The 19,394-nt window shown below is 60.2% G+C and carries 16 protein-coding genes; 10 read left to right on the forward strand and 6 right to left on the reverse strand.

The window, feature by feature from the left end:
• Positions 1-12: 12 nt before the first annotated feature.
• Both AACL53_RS10900 and argC read left to right on the forward strand, forming a co-directional pair.
• On the forward strand, positions 13-774 hold the full coding sequence (locus AACL53_RS10900) for a TerC family protein (protein WP_339084522.1): 762 nt from the start codon (positions 13-15) through the stop codon (positions 772-774).
• A 4-nt stretch (positions 775-778) separates the two neighbouring features.
• Positions 779-1,726 (forward strand): N-acetyl-gamma-glutamyl-phosphate reductase, encoded by a 948-nt coding sequence (gene argC / locus AACL53_RS10905; RefSeq protein ID WP_339084523.1) that lies wholly within the window; start codon positions 779-781, stop codon positions 1,724-1,726.
• Here argC and AACL53_RS10910 read toward each other — a convergent pair.
• Positions 1,701-2,819 (reverse strand): COX15/CtaA family protein, encoded by a 1,119-nt coding sequence (locus AACL53_RS10910; RefSeq protein WP_339084524.1) that lies wholly within the window; start codon positions 2,817-2,819, stop codon positions 1,701-1,703. The genes argC and AACL53_RS10910 overlap by 26 nt on opposite strands.
• 123 nt (positions 2,820-2,942) lie before the next feature.
• Between AACL53_RS10910 and AACL53_RS10915 the strand changes: the two genes are divergently transcribed.
• Positions 2,943-3,152, forward strand: a complete 210-nt coding sequence (locus AACL53_RS10915; RefSeq protein WP_339084525.1) for a DUF2842 domain-containing protein — start codon at positions 2,943-2,945, stop codon at positions 3,150-3,152.
• Here the strand turns inward: AACL53_RS10915 and AACL53_RS10920 are convergent.
• Positions 3,105-4,232, reverse strand: coding sequence for a polysaccharide deacetylase family protein (locus tag AACL53_RS10920; protein ID WP_339084526.1), 1,128 nt, complete (start codon positions 4,230-4,232; stop codon positions 3,105-3,107). The genes AACL53_RS10915 and AACL53_RS10920 overlap by 48 nt on opposite strands.
• A gap of 30 nt (positions 4,233-4,262) precedes the next feature.
• Positions 4,263-6,482: an exopolysaccharide transport family protein gene (locus AACL53_RS10925; protein WP_339084527.1), complete on the reverse strand. Its 2,220-nt coding sequence runs from the start codon at positions 6,480-6,482 to the stop codon at positions 4,263-4,265.
• 193 nt (positions 6,483-6,675) lie between these two features.
• On the opposite strand from AACL53_RS10925, the gene AACL53_RS10930 reads away from it, so the two are divergent.
• On the forward strand, positions 6,676-7,350 hold the full coding sequence (locus AACL53_RS10930) for a polysaccharide biosynthesis/export family protein (protein ID WP_339084528.1): 675 nt from the start codon (positions 6,676-6,678) through the stop codon (positions 7,348-7,350).
• A 53-nt stretch (positions 7,351-7,403) separates the two neighbouring features.
• Complete coding sequence (locus AACL53_RS10935) at positions 7,404-8,570, forward strand: glycosyltransferase family 4 protein (RefSeq protein WP_339084529.1); 1,167 nt, start codon at positions 7,404-7,406, stop codon at positions 8,568-8,570.
• Here AACL53_RS10935 and AACL53_RS10940 read toward each other — a convergent pair.
• On the reverse strand, positions 8,567-8,776 hold the full coding sequence (locus AACL53_RS10940) for a hypothetical protein (protein WP_339084530.1): 210 nt from the start codon (positions 8,774-8,776) through the stop codon (positions 8,567-8,569). The genes AACL53_RS10935 and AACL53_RS10940 overlap by 4 nt on opposite strands.
• A gap of 173 nt (positions 8,777-8,949) precedes the next feature.
• Between AACL53_RS10940 and AACL53_RS10945 the strand changes: the two genes are divergently transcribed.
• Together AACL53_RS10945 and AACL53_RS10950 are read left to right on the forward strand one after the other, a co-directional pair.
• Entirely contained in the window at positions 8,950-10,314 is a 1,365-nt protein-coding gene (locus AACL53_RS10945) for a histidine kinase (RefSeq protein ID WP_339084531.1), read from the forward strand.
• Positions 10,311-10,928 (forward strand): response regulator transcription factor, encoded by a 618-nt coding sequence (locus AACL53_RS10950; protein ID WP_339084532.1) that lies wholly within the window; start codon positions 10,311-10,313, stop codon positions 10,926-10,928. The genes AACL53_RS10945 and AACL53_RS10950 overlap by 4 nt, the downstream gene beginning before the upstream one ends.
• Positions 10,929-11,010: 82 nt before the next feature.
• Here the strand turns inward: AACL53_RS10950 and AACL53_RS10955 are convergent, their stop codons facing one another.
• Both AACL53_RS10955 and AACL53_RS10960 read right to left on the reverse strand, forming a co-directional pair.
• Positions 11,011-11,541 (reverse strand): SRPBCC family protein, encoded by a 531-nt coding sequence (locus tag AACL53_RS10955; protein WP_339084533.1) that lies wholly within the window; start codon positions 11,539-11,541, stop codon positions 11,011-11,013.
• A 170-nt stretch (positions 11,542-11,711) separates the two neighbouring features.
• A complete protein-coding gene (locus AACL53_RS10960; protein ID WP_339084534.1) occupies positions 11,712-12,515 on the reverse strand; it encodes a response regulator in 804 nt (267 codons plus the stop codon).
• A gap of 248 nt (positions 12,516-12,763) precedes the next feature.
• On the opposite strand from AACL53_RS10960, the gene AACL53_RS10965 reads away from it, so the two are divergent.
• From AACL53_RS10965 to AACL53_RS10975, 3 genes are all read left to right on the forward strand, one after another.
• Positions 12,764-13,003 (forward strand): NepR family anti-sigma factor, encoded by a 240-nt coding sequence (locus tag AACL53_RS10965; RefSeq protein WP_339084535.1) that lies wholly within the window; start codon positions 12,764-12,766, stop codon positions 13,001-13,003.
• Positions 13,000-13,536: a sigma-70 family RNA polymerase sigma factor gene (locus AACL53_RS10970; protein ID WP_339084536.1), complete on the forward strand. Its 537-nt coding sequence runs from the start codon at positions 13,000-13,002 to the stop codon at positions 13,534-13,536. Before AACL53_RS10965 ends, AACL53_RS10970 begins: the two co-directional genes overlap by 4 nt.
• A gap of 154 nt (positions 13,537-13,690) precedes the next feature.
• A complete protein-coding gene (locus AACL53_RS10975; RefSeq protein WP_339084537.1) occupies positions 13,691-19,387 on the forward strand; it encodes a HAMP domain-containing protein in 5,697 nt (1,898 codons plus the stop codon).
• Positions 19,388-19,394 lie beyond the last annotated feature (7 nt).

Consider the following 19,394-nt stretch of genomic DNA (forward strand, 5'->3'; position numbering starts at 1 on the left):
ATTTGGGATACGATGGATTGGCTGCTGAACGGCTTGCATGAGCTGTTTTCGACACTTGTTACGGACATCGGCTATCTCGTATCGCCTCATTGGTGGCGTACGCATGCCGTCGCGCTCTTCAACATTCTGATGATCGACCTGACGCTCGCGGGCGACAATGCCATCGTAGTCGGCATGGCGGCATCGCGCGTGGAAAAGTCCATGCGGGCCAAGGTGATCTTCTGGGGCATTCTCGGAGCGGTCGTCCTCAGGATCATCTTCTCGAGCATCGCACAACAGATGCTGCAGGTGATCGGCCTGACGCTGGCCGGCGGCATCCTGCTCCTCTTCGTCTGCTGGAAAATGTACAAGCAGATCGTCGAGGCGGATACGCACTCGATCCATGAGGTGGAAAAGAACCTCGCCTCCAATGCCCCTCATCCCAACGAGACGACGTTCTGGAGTGCGCTTTGGACGATCATCCTGGCCGACCTCTCGATGTCGCTCGACAACGTGCTGGCGGTGGCCGGTGCGGCGGGCGAATCCACGCTGGTCCTGGTCATCGGACTCGCTTTCGCCATCATCCTGATGGCCGTCGCCTCGACGTTTATCGCCAAGCTTCTCGCCAAGTATCCCTGGATCGCCTGGGTTGGGCTCCTTATCATTCTCTATGTGGCGGCCGATATGATCTATCGCGATAGTCATCGCATCTTCTGCGAGGCCTACGGCGTTGGCTGCTCGGAAACGATCATCCAGGGCATCAAGCACCGGCTTGGCCTCTTGTTTGGCGGTTAGTGCAATGACCATGACGACGGCGAAAACCAAACTTGCTTCCGTGTTCATCGACGGCGAAGCGGGCACCACTGGTCTTGAGATCCGCGAGCGACTCGCCGGCGTCGCTCCGATCGAGGTCAAGAGCATCGATCCGGCGAAGCGGAAGGACCGCGCCGCCCGCGCCGAAATGCTGAGCAACGTCGATCTCGTCGTGCTTTGTCTACCGGACGACGCGGCGCGGGAAACCGTGGCGCTCGCCGACGAGCTTGGCGCGAACGCTCCCAAGATCGTCGACGCTTCGACCGCTCACCGCGTTGCCGACGGCTGGGTCTATGGCTTCGCCGAAATGACGCCTGGACAGGCCGATGCCATCAGAACCGCGGGTCGCGTCGCGAACCCCGGATGCTATCCGACGGGCGGGATTGCGCTCATTCGGCCCCTCGTCGAAGCGGGCATCGTCGAGCCGGATTGCCCCATCACCGTCAACGCCGTGTCGGGATATTCGGGCGGCGGGCGCAGCATGATCGAGGCTTACGAGGCTGGAACCGCGCCCGCGTTCGAGCTTTATGGCCTCGGCCTCGAGCACAAGCACGTGCCGGAGTTGCAAAAGTATTCCGGCTTGACGCGCCGGCCCATTTTCGTGCCGAGCGTCGGCAATTTCCGGCAGGGAATGCTCGTGTCCGTACCGCTGCACCTCGACACCCTGAGCGGCCGCCCGAGCCTCGCCGATATCGAAGCCGTGCTCGGCGATTACTATAAATCGGCGGAACTCGTCAGCGTCGTCACTGGAGCCGCGGCAAAAGCCGGGCGGCTCGAAGCGGAAGCCTTGAACGGCACCGACCGGCTCGAAATCTTCGTCTTCGGCAAGCCCGAACTCAATCAGGCCGTGCTCGTCGCGCGGCTCGACAATCTCGGCAAGGGAGCCGCCGGCGCCGCGGTTCAGAACATCAAGCTGATGCTCGGCCTCGACTAGAGAAATCGCGCGGCACTATTCCCGCTCGCCGCGTCGCATAAAGGTGCACGACCGCTAGCGCGAGCACGACCGCTCCGCCAGCCTGATGCAACAGGCCGAGATGAAGCGGCACGTGTGCGAGAAGCGTCGCGATGCCGAGCACAGCCTGGAGGACGACCGCGCCGCCGAGCCAAAGCGCGCTGAGGCGAATGCGGTCGTCGACCGGCGTCCGGTAGGTCAGCCAGACTTGCACCAGCACGAGCGCGGCGACGATGTAGGCCACCATGCGGTGGTTGAACTGCGCGGCGGCGTGGCCTTCAAAAAAGCTCAGGTAAGCGGGGTTGAGCCAATAATCGCTCGGGAACCACTGACCGTCCATCGTCGGCCACGTATTGTAGATGAGCCCGGCTCTGAGGCCCGCGACGAACGCTCCGAGAACCACTTGCACGAGAACAGCGGCGACGATGATCGAAGCCATCCGCTTTATGAGCGGCGTTGCAATTTCACCGGTGACATACGGCTCTGCCGGCCACTCATCGAGCGCCAGCCAGACAAGCAGGCCCAGGATCATGAAGGCCGTCGTGAGATGCAAGGCGAGACGATACTGACTGACTTCGATGCGGTCGCTCAGACCCGACTTCACCATGTACCAGCCGATGGCGCCTTGAAGCGCGCCGAGCGCGAGGATACCGAGGAACTTCATTCCGGTGCCGCGATCGAGCCGGCCGGTCCACCAGAAGAATACGAGCGGCAAAGCGAAAACGACGCCGATGAGGCGGCCAAGAAGCCTGTGACCCCACTCCCACCAATAAATGAATTTGAAGTCCTCGAGCGACATCCCGTGGTTCAAGGCCGTGTACTGAGGGATCAGCTTGTATTTCTCGAAGGCCGTCATCCAGTCGGCTTCGGTAAGCGGCGGGAACGCGCCAAGAAGCGGCTGCCATTCCGTGATCGATAATCCGCTCTCCGTCAGCCGCGTCGCGCCGCCGACGACGACCATCGCGAAAACGAGCAAAGCGACGAACCACAGCCAAAGCGACACAGCGCGATTGCCGGAATTCCGTCCGAGCGTTGCAGCGGCTTCTCGTTTTACAGAAAGTTGCGCAGTCGTCATTGCTCGGACATATCCTCGGGCCGTCTTGAAGGGCGTGTGATACTCCTTCATGCGCACAGGGCAAATGCGCCCATGAGGCGCGGCAGAATGGAAATCCAGGGTTCAGGGGCTATTTCAAAACAGATGACGCAACGCAAAAGGAAACTCGTGGGTACGGTTGCGCTATTGGTGCTGATCACCGCCTATGCGGTCTTGGCAGTCGCAGTCGCGGTCGTCTTACAAGTCCGCAATGTCAGCACGACCGTGGAACTCATTTACTACGTCGTCGCCGGGCTTCTCTGGGTTCTACCCGCCGGTTGGCTCATCGCCTGGATGCAGCGCCCCGACGCGTGACGTTGCGGGGCCGCCGCGCCGCAGTGGAGACAGCGCGCGCTTAATGCCGTTCCGGAGCGCGAAGGGCAGACCGGAAAGCAACACCTTGACCGATCGCTGATCCTGAAAATCCCCGTTGAGGGAAAGACGCGGCAGCGCCGTCATCGTCGAAACATTGGATTTGGCGACGAGGCCCTTGCGTGTCGTGACGGCGGTTTCGATCCCAAGATTTCGGGCGATTTCGAATTCTCTCTCGCCCGCGCTTCCTTCGTCGCCGTAGGGATAACTGAAGTGCCGGCAAGGTTGGCCGAGCTCTTCGCTTACGCGCGCCACGCTGCCGGCAATTTCACGCGTCGCCTCGGACAATGGCAATTTGGCAAGCGCGAAGTGGTTGCACGTGTGGGCGGCAATCGTGACCAGCGGATCGCGTGCGAGCGCGCGGATCTCGTCCCAGTTCATGACGAGTTTTCGGCAGAGTGCCAGCGGATCGAAGCCCGCTTCAGATGCGAGTTTGCGGGTAATGGCGCGCGCACGCGCCTCCGGCATCCGGCGCAGCCACCAGTAGATGTCTTCGAACGCGGCCGTCTTTTCAGCATCCGTCCCAGCTGAGTAAATCTGTGGGCCGCCGTCGCGATCGACTTTCAGGTTCGGAAGCCGCCTCAGCGCTTCCTCGAGCACCAGCCACCAGAGATCGCCCTCACCATCCGCATAGGCCGTGGGCACATAGATCGTGAAGGGGGCGTCGTGGCGCTTGAAGATGGGGTAGGCGAAATCCAGATTATCCTTGTAGCCGTCGTCAAGCGTGAAAACAGCAAACGGCTTTCGAGCCGATCGACCGTTCTCGAGCCGCGCCTTGACATCATCGAGCCCGATAATCTCGAAGCCCTCGCCGCGCACGGTGTCGATCACGGCATCAAGGAATTCCGGCGTAACTTTCAGGATGCCGTTCGGCTCGAAGCCTCGCGGCTTCTCCGGCGTCACATGATGAAGCATCAGAATGACGCCGGCTTTGGGAATATTACGGGCTGCGAGATTGGCCGCCCCCGAATAGTGGAGTGCAGCAAGGGTCGCTTTCAAAAACTCGTTCGTTCTGCGCCCCATACGCCCCTACTCAAACTCGATTGACTAACGCTACGCCTGACGCGCGACTACTGCTTGGTTCTGCGTGACACGCGCCAAGCGTTGCATGAGCGCCGGCGCAACGGCCTCGCGCCGCTCGTAACGAATGACGTCGATTTCGGCGACTTCGAAGCCGAGGAACGTGCCGTCACGATCTTCGGGGTCGGCCGTTTTCCGCAAGGAGGACGCGACGGTAATTCCCGCATCGAAGCGGCCTTCTATGCCTTCAAAAAGTCTGCGCGCCTCATCGTGACGTCCGACTACGACGATGTGATCGTAAGCCTCGTCTAACGCGTCGAGCACGAGATTCAAGCGATCGACGTCGAATTCGCTTTCGTCTTCGCTCACGGCTCGACCGCTCGCGACGGCGTGCGCGGTCGTACCCGGAAGACGTTGGATGATGTCCTCAAACCCAGCGCGACCGGTCAGCAAATCATTGAGGCCGGCTTTCATGTCGAGGCCTGCGTCACGAGCAAAGCCTTCGCCGCTCGGGCTCCAGTCGACGAGGATCGGCTGAACGCCGCTTTTCGCCAGCGCCTTCACTAGCTCGGTCGCTTCGGCATAGGGAACGATGTCGTCTGTCTCGCCAGTGATCAGCGTGCGGAAGCCGCCTCCGACGCTCCGTCGCGCTTTGAGACGCCCGGCCAATTCTTCCATCTCGCCGTCGTTGAAAGCCGCGCACGATGCTTCCTTTGCAGCGGGCTCAGACGTCGTGCCGGCAACTGCGGCATGAGCTGGCGCGGCCACGATTGCGGGCTCAGGCTCCGGATCGGTCTCCGGCATTTCAATGACGAGCGGCTCTTCTCGCAGCAGCGGGGGTTCGGAACGGCGACGATCCGAGGCGTTACGCTTCCGGTATCCCTGCGGCGGCACGCTATGGAACAGCGATCCCATGACGATCCAGGCAGTTCCGAACATCAGGGACGCGAACGCCACCAATGCGGAAAGCTGGAACTTTTTCGGGAAGATCGGGACGCTCTCGGCCTGCGCCTTGGAAATTATCTGCGCTTCGACCGGCTGAGCGCGCGTATCGAGTTTCTTGCGATTGGCCTCGAGTTGGGCCTGGAGATTTTCGAGCTCGGTTCTCTTGGCTTTTGCGTTGGCCTCGAGTTGCCGCAGCTGAGCCTCTTCCGGCGCATTCGTCACAACGCGATTTTTGATATCTGCGAGGCTCTGCGCAATGCTGCTTTCGCGGCCCTGCGCGACCTTCGCTTCCTTTTCCAGGCTCGAGACGATCTTGGAAATTTCGGAATCGATCTGAAGCTTCAGCCCTGCGAGATCGGCATTGAGCTGGCGCATCCGCGGATGGGCTGGAAGCAAGGTCGCAGAAAGTTCAGAGATCTGGCGCTCGATGCGGACGCGCTGCTGCACGAGATTCTGGATCAACGGCGACTTCTGCACATCGGCCAGGGCGTCGGCCGTGCCTGCCTTCATCATCTCGCGTGCGGATGCGGCACGGGCCTCTGCCTCACCACGCGCCGCCTTGGCGCGCGACAGTTCGGCAGTGAGGTCCGACATCTGCTGTTCGTTAAGGCCGGTGTTCTGCGCGCCACCGCGGAAGCCGTCGATCTTGCCGCGATAGCGGTCGATCTCAGTCTCGGCCGTCGCTAATTCGGCTGCGAGCTTATCGATCTTGCCTTTCAGGACAGTCTGAAGATCATCGATTTCGGTCACGCCCTGCTCGGCGAGGGAGGCGCGATAATTCTCGGCCATCGCGTTGGCGATTTTCGACGCGAGCTCCGCATCAATCGACGTCATGCGGATGCCGATGAAGCGGCTTTCTTTCGCTGTGTAGACTTCGAGGCGGCTGCGGAAGGCCGACATGACGCGATCGCGTTCGCTTTCGCCGCTGCGCGGACCGCCAATGCCGATCATGCGGAGCGCGGCGTCGAGCTGATCGACGGGACCCAGCGCGCTGTTGAATTCGCGCCGCTCACCGAGTTTCAAATCGTTGGCGATCTGCAGCATCAGATCGGACGATTGCAAAGCGCGGACGTGGGTGTTGATGGCTTCCTTATCCATCCGCGTCGTGACCAGATCGGGACCTTGGGCCGCGCTGCGCGGATCGGAAAATGTGCTCGATGCGCCTTTGGCGACGATGGCAAGCTCAGCTTCGCTTTGATATCGCGGCGCCATCATCATCAGCACGACAAACGTGACGCCGCCGAGTGCGAGGGACAACGGCACGAGCCATCGGCCTTTCCGCTTCAAGGCGTCGAAGACTGTCGACATTTGAATTTCGTCGGGCGAAGCGGGGGCTCGCGGCGGCATATGTGGTGCTCGGTCAAGGGTTTCAGCGCAGCTAGAGTAAGCCGTCGCCGAGGTTAGCAACTGCTTAAGCGCACCGAAAAAATACACGTTCTTAGGTTTTGTTAACCTCGCGGACCTAATGTTCCGGGTGTTCATTTGCCTCGGAAAGTTGCTGATGTCAGTCCGCCTGATCTCGTTTTGTGCCGCCGCTCTGTCGGTCTTTGCCGGGGCGTGTGCGCCCGATCAGGACCTCGCGCACCTCAACACCCGGATTGGCGGCGATAGCGGACCCGTTGCGGACGGATATCCGGTTCCGGTCGTCCCGGCTTCGGCCGAGTCCGTCGCCTGGGGCAGGCCAGCTGTCTTTACGGTTGCTGCCGATGACAACGAGGGGCCGTACCGGCTCGATACCGGCGACCGGCTTCGCATCTTCGTTTATGGCCAGCCCAATCTCTCCCGCCTCTACATCGTCGATCAAGAGGGCAAGATTTCCGTGCCGTTGATCGGCAATATCGGCGCTCGCGGAAAGACAACTTACGAACTGCAAAAACTCATACGCTCACGGCTCGGCACCGAGTTCGTCAAAGATCCGCAAGTCAACGTCGATATTCAGCAGAACCGGCCCTTTTTCATCCTCGGAGAAGTCAAGAGCGCGGGTCAGTATCCCTACGTTTCCGGGATGACCGTCGAAACTGCCGTCGCGATTGCAGGCGGCTACACCGAGCGCGCCAGCGATCGCAGCTTCCGCATCAAGCGGCGGCAGAACGGCTTCGTTCAGGAACTCGACGTGCCAGTCGACTATCTCGTGAAGCCGAGCGACACCGTTTACGTGTTCGAGAGGTTCTTCTGATCTGTCCATTCCTTTACCCGCCGTTCCCCCACACATCGTCGAGTTGAGAAAAGATGCGGATCCTTCACTGTCTCCGGGCGCCCGTCGGCGGCCTCTTTCGGCATGTTCTCGACCTTGCCGAGGAACAGGCGAACCGCGGTCACGATGTCGGCATTCTCGCCGGCAACACAGCTGAAGACCATCTGACGTCGGGAAGGTTCGCCGCTCTTGCTCCGAAGCTAACGCTCGGCATTTCGCGCATTCCGATGAAGCGCATGCCGGGTCTGGGAGATTTCGCGGCCGTTCACGCCGCTTTCCGGCATGCGGGCTCACTCGATCTCGACATCGTGCACGGTCATGGCGCAAAGGGCGGCGCCTATGCGCGCCTTGCTTGCTACGGCCTTTCCGTTACCGGGAGCGATGTGAAGTCGTTCTACACACCGCACGGCGGTAGCTTGAATTTCAAACCCGGCGCGCTCGAAAGCAAGGTTCTCCTCTCCGTCGAGCGCAGCCTTGATGCCTTGACGACCGGCCTCATCTTCGAAAGCCAGTACGCGGCCGACAAATACGCCGCCCACGTCGGGACGACGGGCGCACCCCGGCGCGTCATTCCGAACGGTTTAGGAAGTCGGGATTTCGAACGCGCCGCAACGCGCGCCGACGCGACGGACGTACTTTTCATCGGCGAGCTTCGTCAGATCAAGGGCGTCGACATTCTTCTCAAGGCGATCGCGAAGCTCAAGCCTTCACGCGCCGTCACCGCGACGATCGTCGGCTCGGGGCCGGACGGCGAGGCGCTTCGCAGCTTGGCGTCGAGCCTCGGGCTGGATGACATCGTGCGTTTCGCCGGCGCCATGCCCGCGCGCGAGGCGTTCAAACTCGGCCGCGTCATGGTCGTCCCTTCGCTTGCGGAGAGCTTCCCCTACGTCGTGCTTGAAGCGTCGGCGGCTGGACTTCCTCTGATCGCGACAAACGTCGGCGGCATTCCCGAGATTGTCGCCGGCACGGATACGGGGCTGATCGAAGCCGGAAGCGTCGATGCGCTCGCGATCGCTCTCACCGATACGCTCGGCGATCTCGCCGCCGCCGCAGAACGCGCGAGCCGCGTCAGAGCAAAGGTCGAGCAGACATTCACGGTTGCTGCGATGACCGAGGCGGTGCTCGACTTTTACGAAGAGGCCTCGTTCCGACGGACACGGCTGCCGCTGAGGATTCCGAAGCTGCTCGGACAGCGCGGTTAAGGCAACGTCGTTAACGACGCCTGCGTGTCGGTTTCGGTAGCTGGTGTTTCGCAATCGTTGCCGGTGCGCGGCAGGTTACGCGGGGAATTGTTCACGATCGAAAGCCGCACCTTGGCATGGCGAACTCGCGCAATATGATGATCGATAAGCTCCGCGAGGCGCACGCGGTTCAAATTCGAGACATAAGATTTAAAATACGGTGACATAAAACGATACGTTCCCGGTCTCGGATGCGATTTCGCGTGCCAATCCTCACAATGGATGCACGTTCTCTGCCAGCGAGCCGGTTCGGGAATTTTTCCCTATATATGTGTGGCTTGACGGCAAATGCCGTGTGGCTCAAAGTTATAATATTACACAGCTCCTAGCGATTTTTCGGATGCCTCTCAGACGTCGTCTTCTCGCGCTTGTCGCCCTCGTCTTGGCGTTTTGCCTTATCGCCGGAGGAGCGCTCACCTATTGGCACGGGTTGAGGAAGGTTGATCTCGAGATGTCGTCGGCGATCGACGTCGGCTCGAGCGCCGTGAGCGATGCGCTGTCGACGATAGGCCCCAGCGCCGACGCTCTCTCTCAAGTACGCAGGCTCATTTCGTCGTTTGACGGCGATCGTCACCTCTCCGCGCGCCTTATCTCTCCTGATGGAAAGGTCACCAGCGCTTCGAGCCTTCAGCCACCTTCAGATCCTCCGCCCAGATGGCTTTATTGGCTGCTATCCGGCTCACCCCGCGCGCGCTTGTTCGACATGCCCGGTGAACTGAAGCAATTCGGAACGATCGCGATCGCTGCAGACTCTCACAACGAGGTCGGCGAGGTTTGGGAAGATCTCAAACTCAAGTTCGCGATCATCGGGAGCTTCTGCTTTATCGTTCTGGCCCTCATCTACGCCTCACTAGGGCGGGCGCTGAGGCCTCTCGAGCAGCTTTCCTCAGCACTCGATCGCGTGGGCGAGGGAGATTATACGGCGCACGTCTCGGAAGACGGCCCAGAGGATCTGAAGCTCATCTATCGCGCGTTCAATCGCATGGCCGGACAGCTGCGGGACTCAGAACAGCAGAACCAACGACTCAACGAACAGCTGTCGACAGTCCAGGAAGAAGAGCGCTCGGAGATCGCCCGTGATCTCCACGACGAGATCGGGCCATTTCTGTTCGCGGCCGACGTCGACGCGCAGGCGATACCTCTTCTCGTATCGCGGGGCGAGGCGGATGAGGCCGTGGATCGCAGCAAGGCTATCCGGCAATCCGTCCAGCATATGCAGGTGCATTTGCGGGGTGTCCTCAGCCGCCTAAGGCCGGCGCTCCTGATCGATCAGGGGCTGACGCACGCGGTGGAGAACCTCGTCGCCTTCTGGAAGGCGCGGCGTCCTCGGATCGAATTTCGCATGGATATTGAAGACGCGCGATATCCGACTGCCATCGAGGACACGGCATTTCGCGTTCTGCAAGAAGGTACGAGCAATGCCGTTCGCCACGGGCAACCCACGTCGATCGGGCTCGCCGCGCGGCGAACGGACAACGGAATGTTGCGTATCGTCGTCACCGATGACGGCTCTGGAATTACTGCGAAGGGAACACGAGGCTTCGGGCTTCCCGGAATGCGAGAGCGCGTTGCCTCGCTCGATGGGCGGCTCAGCATTGCCGATCGTGAAGAAGGTAAAGGTGTCATGTTGATTGTTGAACTCCCCCTCCCCGCCTCGACCGGCAGTGCCGCGCGGCAAGAACCCCTATCTGAGAGCGCGGCATGAAAATCCTCATTGTTGACGATCACGGCGTTGTTCGCGAAGGTTTGAGGAAGCTCTTCGTCGTCCATTTCGAAGCAACCGTCATCGAAACGTCAGGCCTTGAGGATGCGCTCGCTGTTTACGCGGCCGAGCGTCCGGACATTGTCGTGCTCGATCTCAACCTTGAAGGTGCAGGCGGGCTCGAAGTCCTGAGGCGGATCGTGGCGGCGGACAGTTCGGCGCGCGTCGTCGTTTTCAGTATGCATCACGAACCGATCTACGCCGTTCGGGCGCTACGCGGCGGGGCACGTGGCTATGTCAGCAAGAGCGCGCCTGTCGAGGAACTGATCACCGGCATTCGCAAGATCCGCGCGGGCGAGCAATACATCGACCGCGATCTCGCGTCTCGCATTGCGGTCAGCCAGATTTCATCCGACGATCCATTGCAGTCGCTTTCGACACGCGAAGTCGAAATCCTGAGAATGCTCGGGCAAGGCAAGAGCATGACGGCGATTTCCGACAATCTGGGCATCGCGTACAAGACGGTCGCCAATATCTGCACGCAGATGAAAGTGAAGCTCGGCGTCGACCGCACCGCCGATCTCATCCGCCTCGCAATCGAGACGCTGAAGACGTGAACAAAAAAAGGCGCCGGATCGACCGGCGCCTTTTTGCGTGCTCTCAGCGTCAGCACGATAGCTTCGCGATTGCCTCCGGCGATCAGTCGCCGTGCTTGGCGCCGGCCGTCGCTTTGATGTTGTCCAATCCGGCCTTGAAGATGCCCTCGATGACACCCTTGGCTTCCGCATCGGGCTTGCCGTCGGCGTCGAACACCGCGGACCAGGCGAAGTTAATCTCGTCCTCGTCGTCATCGTCGGGCGTCAGCGCGAACTGCGCCTGATAGTTTTTGACGGGCAACGGGCTTTCGATGATCTCGTAGCGATAGAAGTTCGGCTTCTCGTCTAGAAGCTTTTCCTTGATCTTGCCGCCGTCCTTGAGAGTCAAAATGCGGAATTTCGCGTCACCTTCGGTGACTTCCTCGCAGCTCGCGATTGCGGGATGCCAATCCTTGATCCCGCACCAGCTGCCGAACTGAGCCCAGAGCCTCGTCCGCTCGTCGTTCATTTTCTTCGGGTCGACTTTGAGTTCGAGTTTCTTGCCCACCGCGAGGCTTGCGGCGAAGGCCTGCGGAGCAGCGACTAGCATTCCCGCAACCGCACCAGCGATCACGAGGCCCTGTGCGAATTTCATTTGACGTAACTCCCTTCTCTTTTTTGCCCTACGCTCATACCGAAGAAACGCAGGTGGCTGCGTTCACAACCGTGTTACTTTATTACAAGGAAGTTTCCCAGGCCGACGGCCGGCGGCGGCGGACGACACGCCCAGCAGGGAGGGCCCCTGCACGGGTCGCCCAAATCATTCTAAGCGGCCGCGGTTCTCGGATGGGCTTTGGTATCGAAAAACAGCGCCTGGCTGATGATGGCCATGACCGTGTCCCGCTGGAATGGCTTTGAAATCAGAAATGTCGGCTCGGGCCGTTCGCCCGTCAGGACCTTCTCGGGGTAGGCCGTAATGAAAATAATCGGCACTTCGCGCTCGGCGACGATCTCTTTGGCAGCCTCGAGTCCGCTGCTGCCGTCGGCAAGCTTGACGTCGGCGAGGATCAGCCCCGGCATCTGACGTTTGACCGCGGCGAGCGCCTCATTCTTCGTCGTCGCGACGTCCTGCACGGTGTGACCGAGGCTCGTCACGATCGTTTCGAGATCCATGGCGATCAGCAGCTCATCCTCGATGATCAGGACGTTCGTCGCCACCTGATGAGCGATTTCCTGCCCCGCGATCTCGAGCAGCTTTTCAACTTCCGGCTCGCCGACTTCCAATATTCCAGCCGTCTCAGAGGACGTGAAACCTTCGACCGCGACCAGCAGGAAGGCCTGCCGCGGCAGCGAGCTTATGGAATTTATGCGCCGCTGGGCGGCGCCGAGAGAATTCGGGCCGTCCTCCGAGCCTTGTCCGTCCAAACGGACAGAATTCCATACCCGCAAAAACATGTGATAGAGCGCCATGCGCGGCGGCATGTTCGTCGGAAAATCGGACGGCGTGGAAACCAAGCTTTCAAGCAGCGTGGCAACGTAAGCGTCGCCCGTTTGCTGAGCGCCTGTCAGCGTACGCGCGAACCGCCGAAGATACGGCAAATGCACGCGGATCGTCTGGGCAATCGACATAATTCCTGAGCCTCCCGAATTAGCCAGAAGAGCTTTTTTCATCTCTCTGGAACCGCCAGCTCCACCGCGTGTTTCTGTATGGCGGCCAATATACACCGTAACACCAACGCGGGATCAATCGGGATGGTTCCCCCTCAGGAACAAATTCTGTCGCGCCACGTTCGACACACGAGCCCCACAACAGAACCTTCTTAGAGGAGTTTGTCCCAATCGGGGCCAATCATGAACTTCAAGGGCAAATAGCTATCATGCAGCAGCGCCTCGACACGCCTGATGATAGCGCGCGGACCGAAGATGAATTTCCGAATTCCGAGCGCCATCCGGAACTCGATGTTGCACGGCCCGCAGTTCCGCGGCTTCCAGGCTTCGCAGCGCAGCTGATTGGGCAGCGCATGCGAGCCATGTACGACATCATCGCTCAGGAACCTGTGCCAGACGACCTTCTCGATCTCGTTCGCCAGCTCGAGAGCAAGGAGCAGTCAGAGTGACAGAAACTCCAAGCTTCGGCGACGCCCTTATACAGGCGATCCCAAATCTCCGGGCCTTCGCTCATTCGCTCAGCGGCGATGCGCAGCTCTCGAACGACCTGGTGCAGGAAACGCTTTTGAAGGCCTGGACGCACAAAGACTCGTTCGTGCCCGATTCCAACTTGAAGGCTTGGCTCTTCACCATCCTTCGCAACACATACTTCACGCATTACCGCAAATCGCAGCGCGAAGAGCTCGACGAAGATCACGCGGCCATGAACGCCAGCGTTCCCGCCACGCAACTTACCCACCTCGAATTCGACGATATGCAGAAAGCCCTGATGCGATTGACGGCCGATCATCGCGAGGCATTACTGCTGATCACAGCGGAAGGATTTTCCTATGAAGACGCTGCGAGGGTCTGTGGTTGCGCGGTCGGTACGATGAAGAGCCGCGTCAATCGGGCCCGCAGCCGGTTGCTCGAGGAGATGACGGGGCGGCCAGCAAGCGAAGATCACGGCCACGAGCCGTTCAAAACTTCGACCAGTCGCTGAGACCACGGCACCCGCGCCCAAAGGGGGCTCGCGCCGAATAAAAAGACGGAAAACGAGCCTCAACAGCCCGAACTCCTGCTGACTGGGGTGCTGGGAACTATTTCTCGGCGCCGGGCGTTGTGTTGGGTTAATTGCGACGTGAGGGGAGTTGTATATGTCGGAGCAGATCGTCGCCGTTGGGTCCGACCGCACAACTTCGGGGCCGGGCAGCATTCTGTTCGAGATGCTGCAGACACTTCAAGCGGTTAAAGCTGGCGACTTCAGCGTCCGCATGCGCGGCGATTGGGACGGTCTCCCCGGAAAAATCGCCGACACGGTCAACGACATTATTATTACCAACCAGCGCATGGCCAACCAGCTTCAGCGTGTGGGCCAAGTCGTCGGCAAGGACGGTCTGACGAACGAGCGCGTGAGGCTCGGTCTCGCGCATGGCGCCTGGGGCGAGATGGAGCAGTCGGTCAATTCGCTCATCGATGACCTGCTGCAGCCGACGACCGAAGTGACGCGCACGATCGAAGCCGTGGCGCAGGGCAACCTCTTGCAGCCGATGCGTCTCGACGTGGACGGGCGTCCTCTCAGGGGCGAATTCCTGCGTTCGGCGACGATCGTCAATACGATGATCAAGCAGCTCTCGGTCTTCACATCCGAAGTGACGCGCGTTGCGCGCGAAGTCGGCACGGAAGGCAAGCTCGGAGGACAGGCGCAGATCCGTGAGGTCACCGGCGTCTGGAAAGACCTGACGGAGAGCGTCAACTCGATGGCCTCGAACCTGACCGCTCAGGTCCGCAACATTGCAGACGTTACGATCGCGGTCGCGAACGGCGACTTGTCGAAGAAGATCACGGTCGACGTGCGCGGCGAGATCCTGCAGCTGAAGGAAGCCATCAACACGATGGTCGAGCAGCTTCGCTCGTTCGCGGCCGAGGTGACGCGCGTTGCGCGCGAGGTCGGCACCGAAGGCCGTCTCGGCGGCCAAGCCGTCGTGCCCGGCGTCGGCGGTACCTGGAAAGACCTCACCGACAACGTCAACCTGCTCGCCGCAAACCTGACGACACAGGTTCGAAATATCGCCGAAGTGACGACCGCCGTCGCGCGCGGCGACCTTTCGCGCAAGATCACCGTCGACGTCAAAGGCGAAATTCTCGAACTCAAAAACACCATCAACACGATGGTCGATCAGCTCAACGGCTTTGCTTCGGAAGTGACGCGCGTTGCGCGCGAAGTCGGCACGGAAGGCCGCCTCGGCGGTCAAGCGACCGTGCCAGGCGTCGCCGGTACGTGGAAGGACCTCACCGACAACGTCAACTCGATGGCCGGCAACCTGACCGGACAGGTTCGCAATATCGCCGAGGTCGCGACGGCCATCGCGCGTGGCGACTTGTCGAAGAAGATCACCGTCAACGTGTCGGGTGAAATCCGGCAGTTGAAGGAAACCATCAATACGATGGTCGACCAGCTCAATGCGTTTGCTTCCGAAGTGACGCGCGTTGCGCGCGAGGTCGGCACCGAAGGCAAGCTCGGCGGACAGGCGCAGGTGTCGGGCGTCGCCGGTACGTGGAAAGATTTGACCGACAGCGTCAACTCCATGGCTTCGAACCTCACGACGCAGGTTCGAAATATCGCCGAGGTTTCGACGGCCATTGCGAGCGGTGACTTGTCGAAGAAGATCGACGTCGACGTTCGCGGCGAGGTGTTGGAACTGAAAGAGACCATCAACACGATGGTCGATCAGCTCAATGGCTTCGCCTCGGAAGTGACGCGCGTTGCGCGCGAAGTCGGCACCGAAGGCAAACTCGGCGGACAGGCGACCGTACCGGGTGTCGCGGGAACGTGGAAAGACTTGACCGACAACGTCAACTCGATGGCTGGCAACCTGACGGGTCAGGTTCGCAATATCGCCGAGGTGACGACGGCCGTCGCGCGCGGCGACCTTTCGCGCAAGATCACCGTCGACGTCAAAGGCGAAATTCTCGAACTCAAGAACACCATCAACACGATGGTCGATCAGCTCAATGCCTTCGCTTCCGAAGTGACGCGCGTCGCGCGCGAGGTCGGCACCGAAGGCAAGCTCGGCGGCCAGGCGCAGGTGTCGGGCGTCGCCGGTACGTGGAAGGACCTCACCGACAACGTCAACTTCATGGCCGGCAACCTGACGGCACAGGTTCGAAACATCGCGGAAGTGGCGACGGCCATCGCGAGCGGCGACCTTTCGAAAAAAATCACCGTCGACGTGCGCGGCGAGATTTTGCTGCTCAAAGAAACGTTGAACACGATGGTCGAGCAGCTTCGCTCGTTCGCGGCCGAGGTGACGCGCGTTGCGCGCGAGGTCGGCACCGAAGGCCGTCTCGGCGGCCAAGCCGTCGTGCCCGGCGTCGGCGGTACCTGGAAAGACCTCACCGACAACGTCAACCTGCTCGCCGCAAACCTGACGACACAGGTTCGAAATATCGCCGAAGTGACGACCGCCGTGGCGCGCGGCGACCTTTCGCGCAAGATCACCGTCGACGTCAAAGGCGAAATTCTCGAACTCAAAAATACCATCAACACGATGGTCGATCAGCTCAACGGCTTTGCTTCGGAAGTGACGCGCGTTGCGCGCGAAGTCGGCACGGAAGGCCGCCTCGGCGGTCAAGCCACAGTGCCCGGCGTCGGCGGCACGTGGAAGGACTTGACCGACACCGTCAACGTCATGGCGGCGAACTTGACGGAGCAGGTTCGCGGCATCGTGAAAGTCGTGACCGCAGTTGCCAACGGCGACCTCAAGCCGAAGCTGACCGTCAAGTCCAAGGGCGAAGTCGCGGCACTCGCCGAGACGATCAACGACATGACGGACACTCTGGCGCTCTTCGCGGATCAGGTGACGACAGTCGCGCGCGAAGTCGGTGTCGAAGGGCGGCTCGGCGGCCAGGCGAACGTTCCGGGCGCCGCTGGTACGTGGAAAGATCTCACCGGCAACGTCAACCTGCTTGCAGCAAACCTCACGACGCAGGTTCGCGCGATCGCAGAAGTGACAACGGCAGTGACGAAAGGCGACTTGACGCGCTCCATTCAAGTCGACGCGCGCGGCGAGGTGGCCGAGCTCAAAGACTACATCAATACGATGATCGGAAATCTGCGTTTGACCACGCAGCTCAACACCGAACAGGACTGGCTAAACACAAACCTCGCCCGGTTCACGAGCATGCTGCAGGGGCAGCGCGACGTCATCACCGTCGCGAGAAAGCTGCTGTCGGAGCTTGTGCCCCTGATAAATGCGCATCAGGGCGTGATCTATCAGTTCGATGCTACACGAAGCGAGCTCAAGATTCTCGCGAAGTATGCCGACGATGTGGACGTTCGATATCCCGAGAGGCTCGAGCTTGGTTCGAGCCTTATCGGACAATGTGCGATCGAGAAGAAGCGCCGCGTCCTGACGGACATTCCGGAGCCGACGGCCAGCATCGACGCCGTTGTGTTCAAGGCCCCTCCCCGCAGCGTCATCGTACATCCGATTACGTTCGAAGATCAGATCAAGGCCGTCATTTCGCTGAGCTCGCTGCAGAATTTCGAACCGGCGCAGCTGATGTTCCTCGAACAGCTATCGGTCAGCATCGGCGTCGTTCTGAATAGTATCGAAGCGACGATGCAAACGGAAAGCCTGCTCATGCAGTCGCAACAGCTCGCAGCCGAGCTTCAAGACCAGCAGAAGGCGATGCAGAAAACGAACGAGGAGCTGGCGCAGAAGGCCCAGCAGCTCGCCGAACGCAACGTCGAAGTCGAACGCAAGAACGAAGAAATCGATCAGGCCCGCCGCGCCGTCGAAGAGAAGGCCGCTGAGCTCGCGCTCACTTCGCGGTACAAATCCGAGTTCCTCGCGAACATGTCTCACGAGCTTCGGACGCCACTCAACAGCATTCTTATTCTTGGGCAGCAACTGACGGACAATCCCGACGGCAACCTCTCCGACAGGCAGGTCGAGTTCGCGCGGACAATTCATGGCGCCGGCACGGATCTTCTAAATTTGATCAGCGACATTCTCGATCTTTCGAAGATCGAATCCGGAACGGTGTCGGTCGACGCCGAAGAGATTTCGTTCAACGGCCTGATCGAAGCCGTCGCCCGGCCATTCCGTCACGAGGCGGAACGGCGCGCGCTCGAATTCCAGGTCATCTTCAACGCCGATCTCGGGAAATCGATTTTTACGGACTCGAAGCGCCTACAGCAGGTTCTGAAGAACCTGCTGTCGAACGCGTTCAAGTTCACGCGCGAGGGCCACGTTCGGCTGACCGTCAAGCCTGCGACCGGAAAGTGGGGGCCCGATCATCCGATCCTCTCGGCCGCGCAGACCATCGTGGCGTTCGAGGTGCAAGACTCAGGCATCGGCATTCCTGCCGACAAACAGAAGCTCATCTTTGAAGCGTTTCAACAGGCCGATGCGAGTACGAGCCGAAAATACGGCGGTACCGGGCTGGGTCTCGCGATCAGCCGCGAACTCGCCCATCTTCTCGGCGGCGAGATTCAGCTCCGAAGCGAACCCGGAGTGGGCAGCGTGTTCACGCTTTATCTGCCGCTACGCTACGCGATGCTGGCGAGCGAGGTTCGGACCAAGCCGGATTCGGTTGCTCCAGTGCCCGTCCCAATGTCACTCGCAGGCCCGCTGCCGCCACCGATCGAAGACGATCGCGACAACATCGCGGCCGGCGATCAGGTTCTTCTCATTGTCGAGGACGATCCGAACTTTGCGCGGATACTGCTCGACGCCGCGCACGAGACCGGATTCAAGGGCATCGTTTCTCAACGCGGCATCGATGCCATGACGCTCGCGACCGATTTCAATCCGACCGCCATTTCACTCGATATCCATCTTCCGGACGTGCTCGGCTGGTCGGTTCTCAGTCAGCTCAAGCACAACCCGCTCACCCGGCACATTCCGGTTCAGGTCCTCACGCTCGACGACGATCGTCATCACGGATTGGCGCGCGGCGCATATTCGTTCCTTACGAAGCCATTGCAGACCGAGCAGCTGAAAGCGGCGTTACGAAAGATCGGTACCTTCTCAGCTTCCAGAACCAAGAAATTGCTGATCATCGAAGACGACGCTTCCGAGCTGTTGAGCGTTTCGGCGCTGCTCGAAGACAATGACGTCGAAATCTTGACAGCATCGAGCGGGAATTCCGCCTTCGAAATTCTGAAAAGAGAGAACGTGGACTGCGTCGTTCTCGACCTCAAACTTCCCGACATGTCGGGCTTCGAAATCCTCGAACACATGAGCCGTCAAGATGCGATGCGGGATATCCCCGTCATTGTGTTTACCGGACGCGAGCTGTCGAGCGAGGAGAACTTGCAGATCCGGCAATACGCCCGTACGATCGTAGTCAAGGGTGTGGAATCCCCCGAGCGTCTTCTCGACGAGACCGCGCTATTCCTGCACCGTGTCGTTACCGAACTTCCGGCCGAGAAGCAGGAACTATTGTCTCGGCTGCACGATACAGACGACTATCTGATCGGACGCAAGGTTCTTCTGGTTGACGACGATGCGCGAAACATATTCGCGTTGAGCAGTCTCCTCGAACGTCGCGGTATGGAAGTTCTGACGGCGACAACCGGCTTGGAAGCGATCGAAACCTTGAGCACGACCGATGTTTCGATCGTCTTGATGGATATCATGATGCCGGAGATGGACGGTTATCAGACGATGCAGAAAATTCGAAGCAGCGAGAAGAACCAGCGATTGCCTATCATCGCGCTCACTGCAAAGGCAATGAAGGGTGACCGCGAGAAATGTCTCGAAGCCGGCGCATCCGATTATCTCGCGAAGCCTGTCGATACGGAGCAGTTGATTTCCGCGTTGCGCATGTGGCTGCACCGTTGACGGGGAA

Origin of the sequence: Hyphomicrobium sp. ghe19, from assembly GCF_902712875.1 — a bacterium.
Lineage (GTDB): Bacteria > Pseudomonadota > Alphaproteobacteria > Rhizobiales > Hyphomicrobiaceae > Hyphomicrobium_B.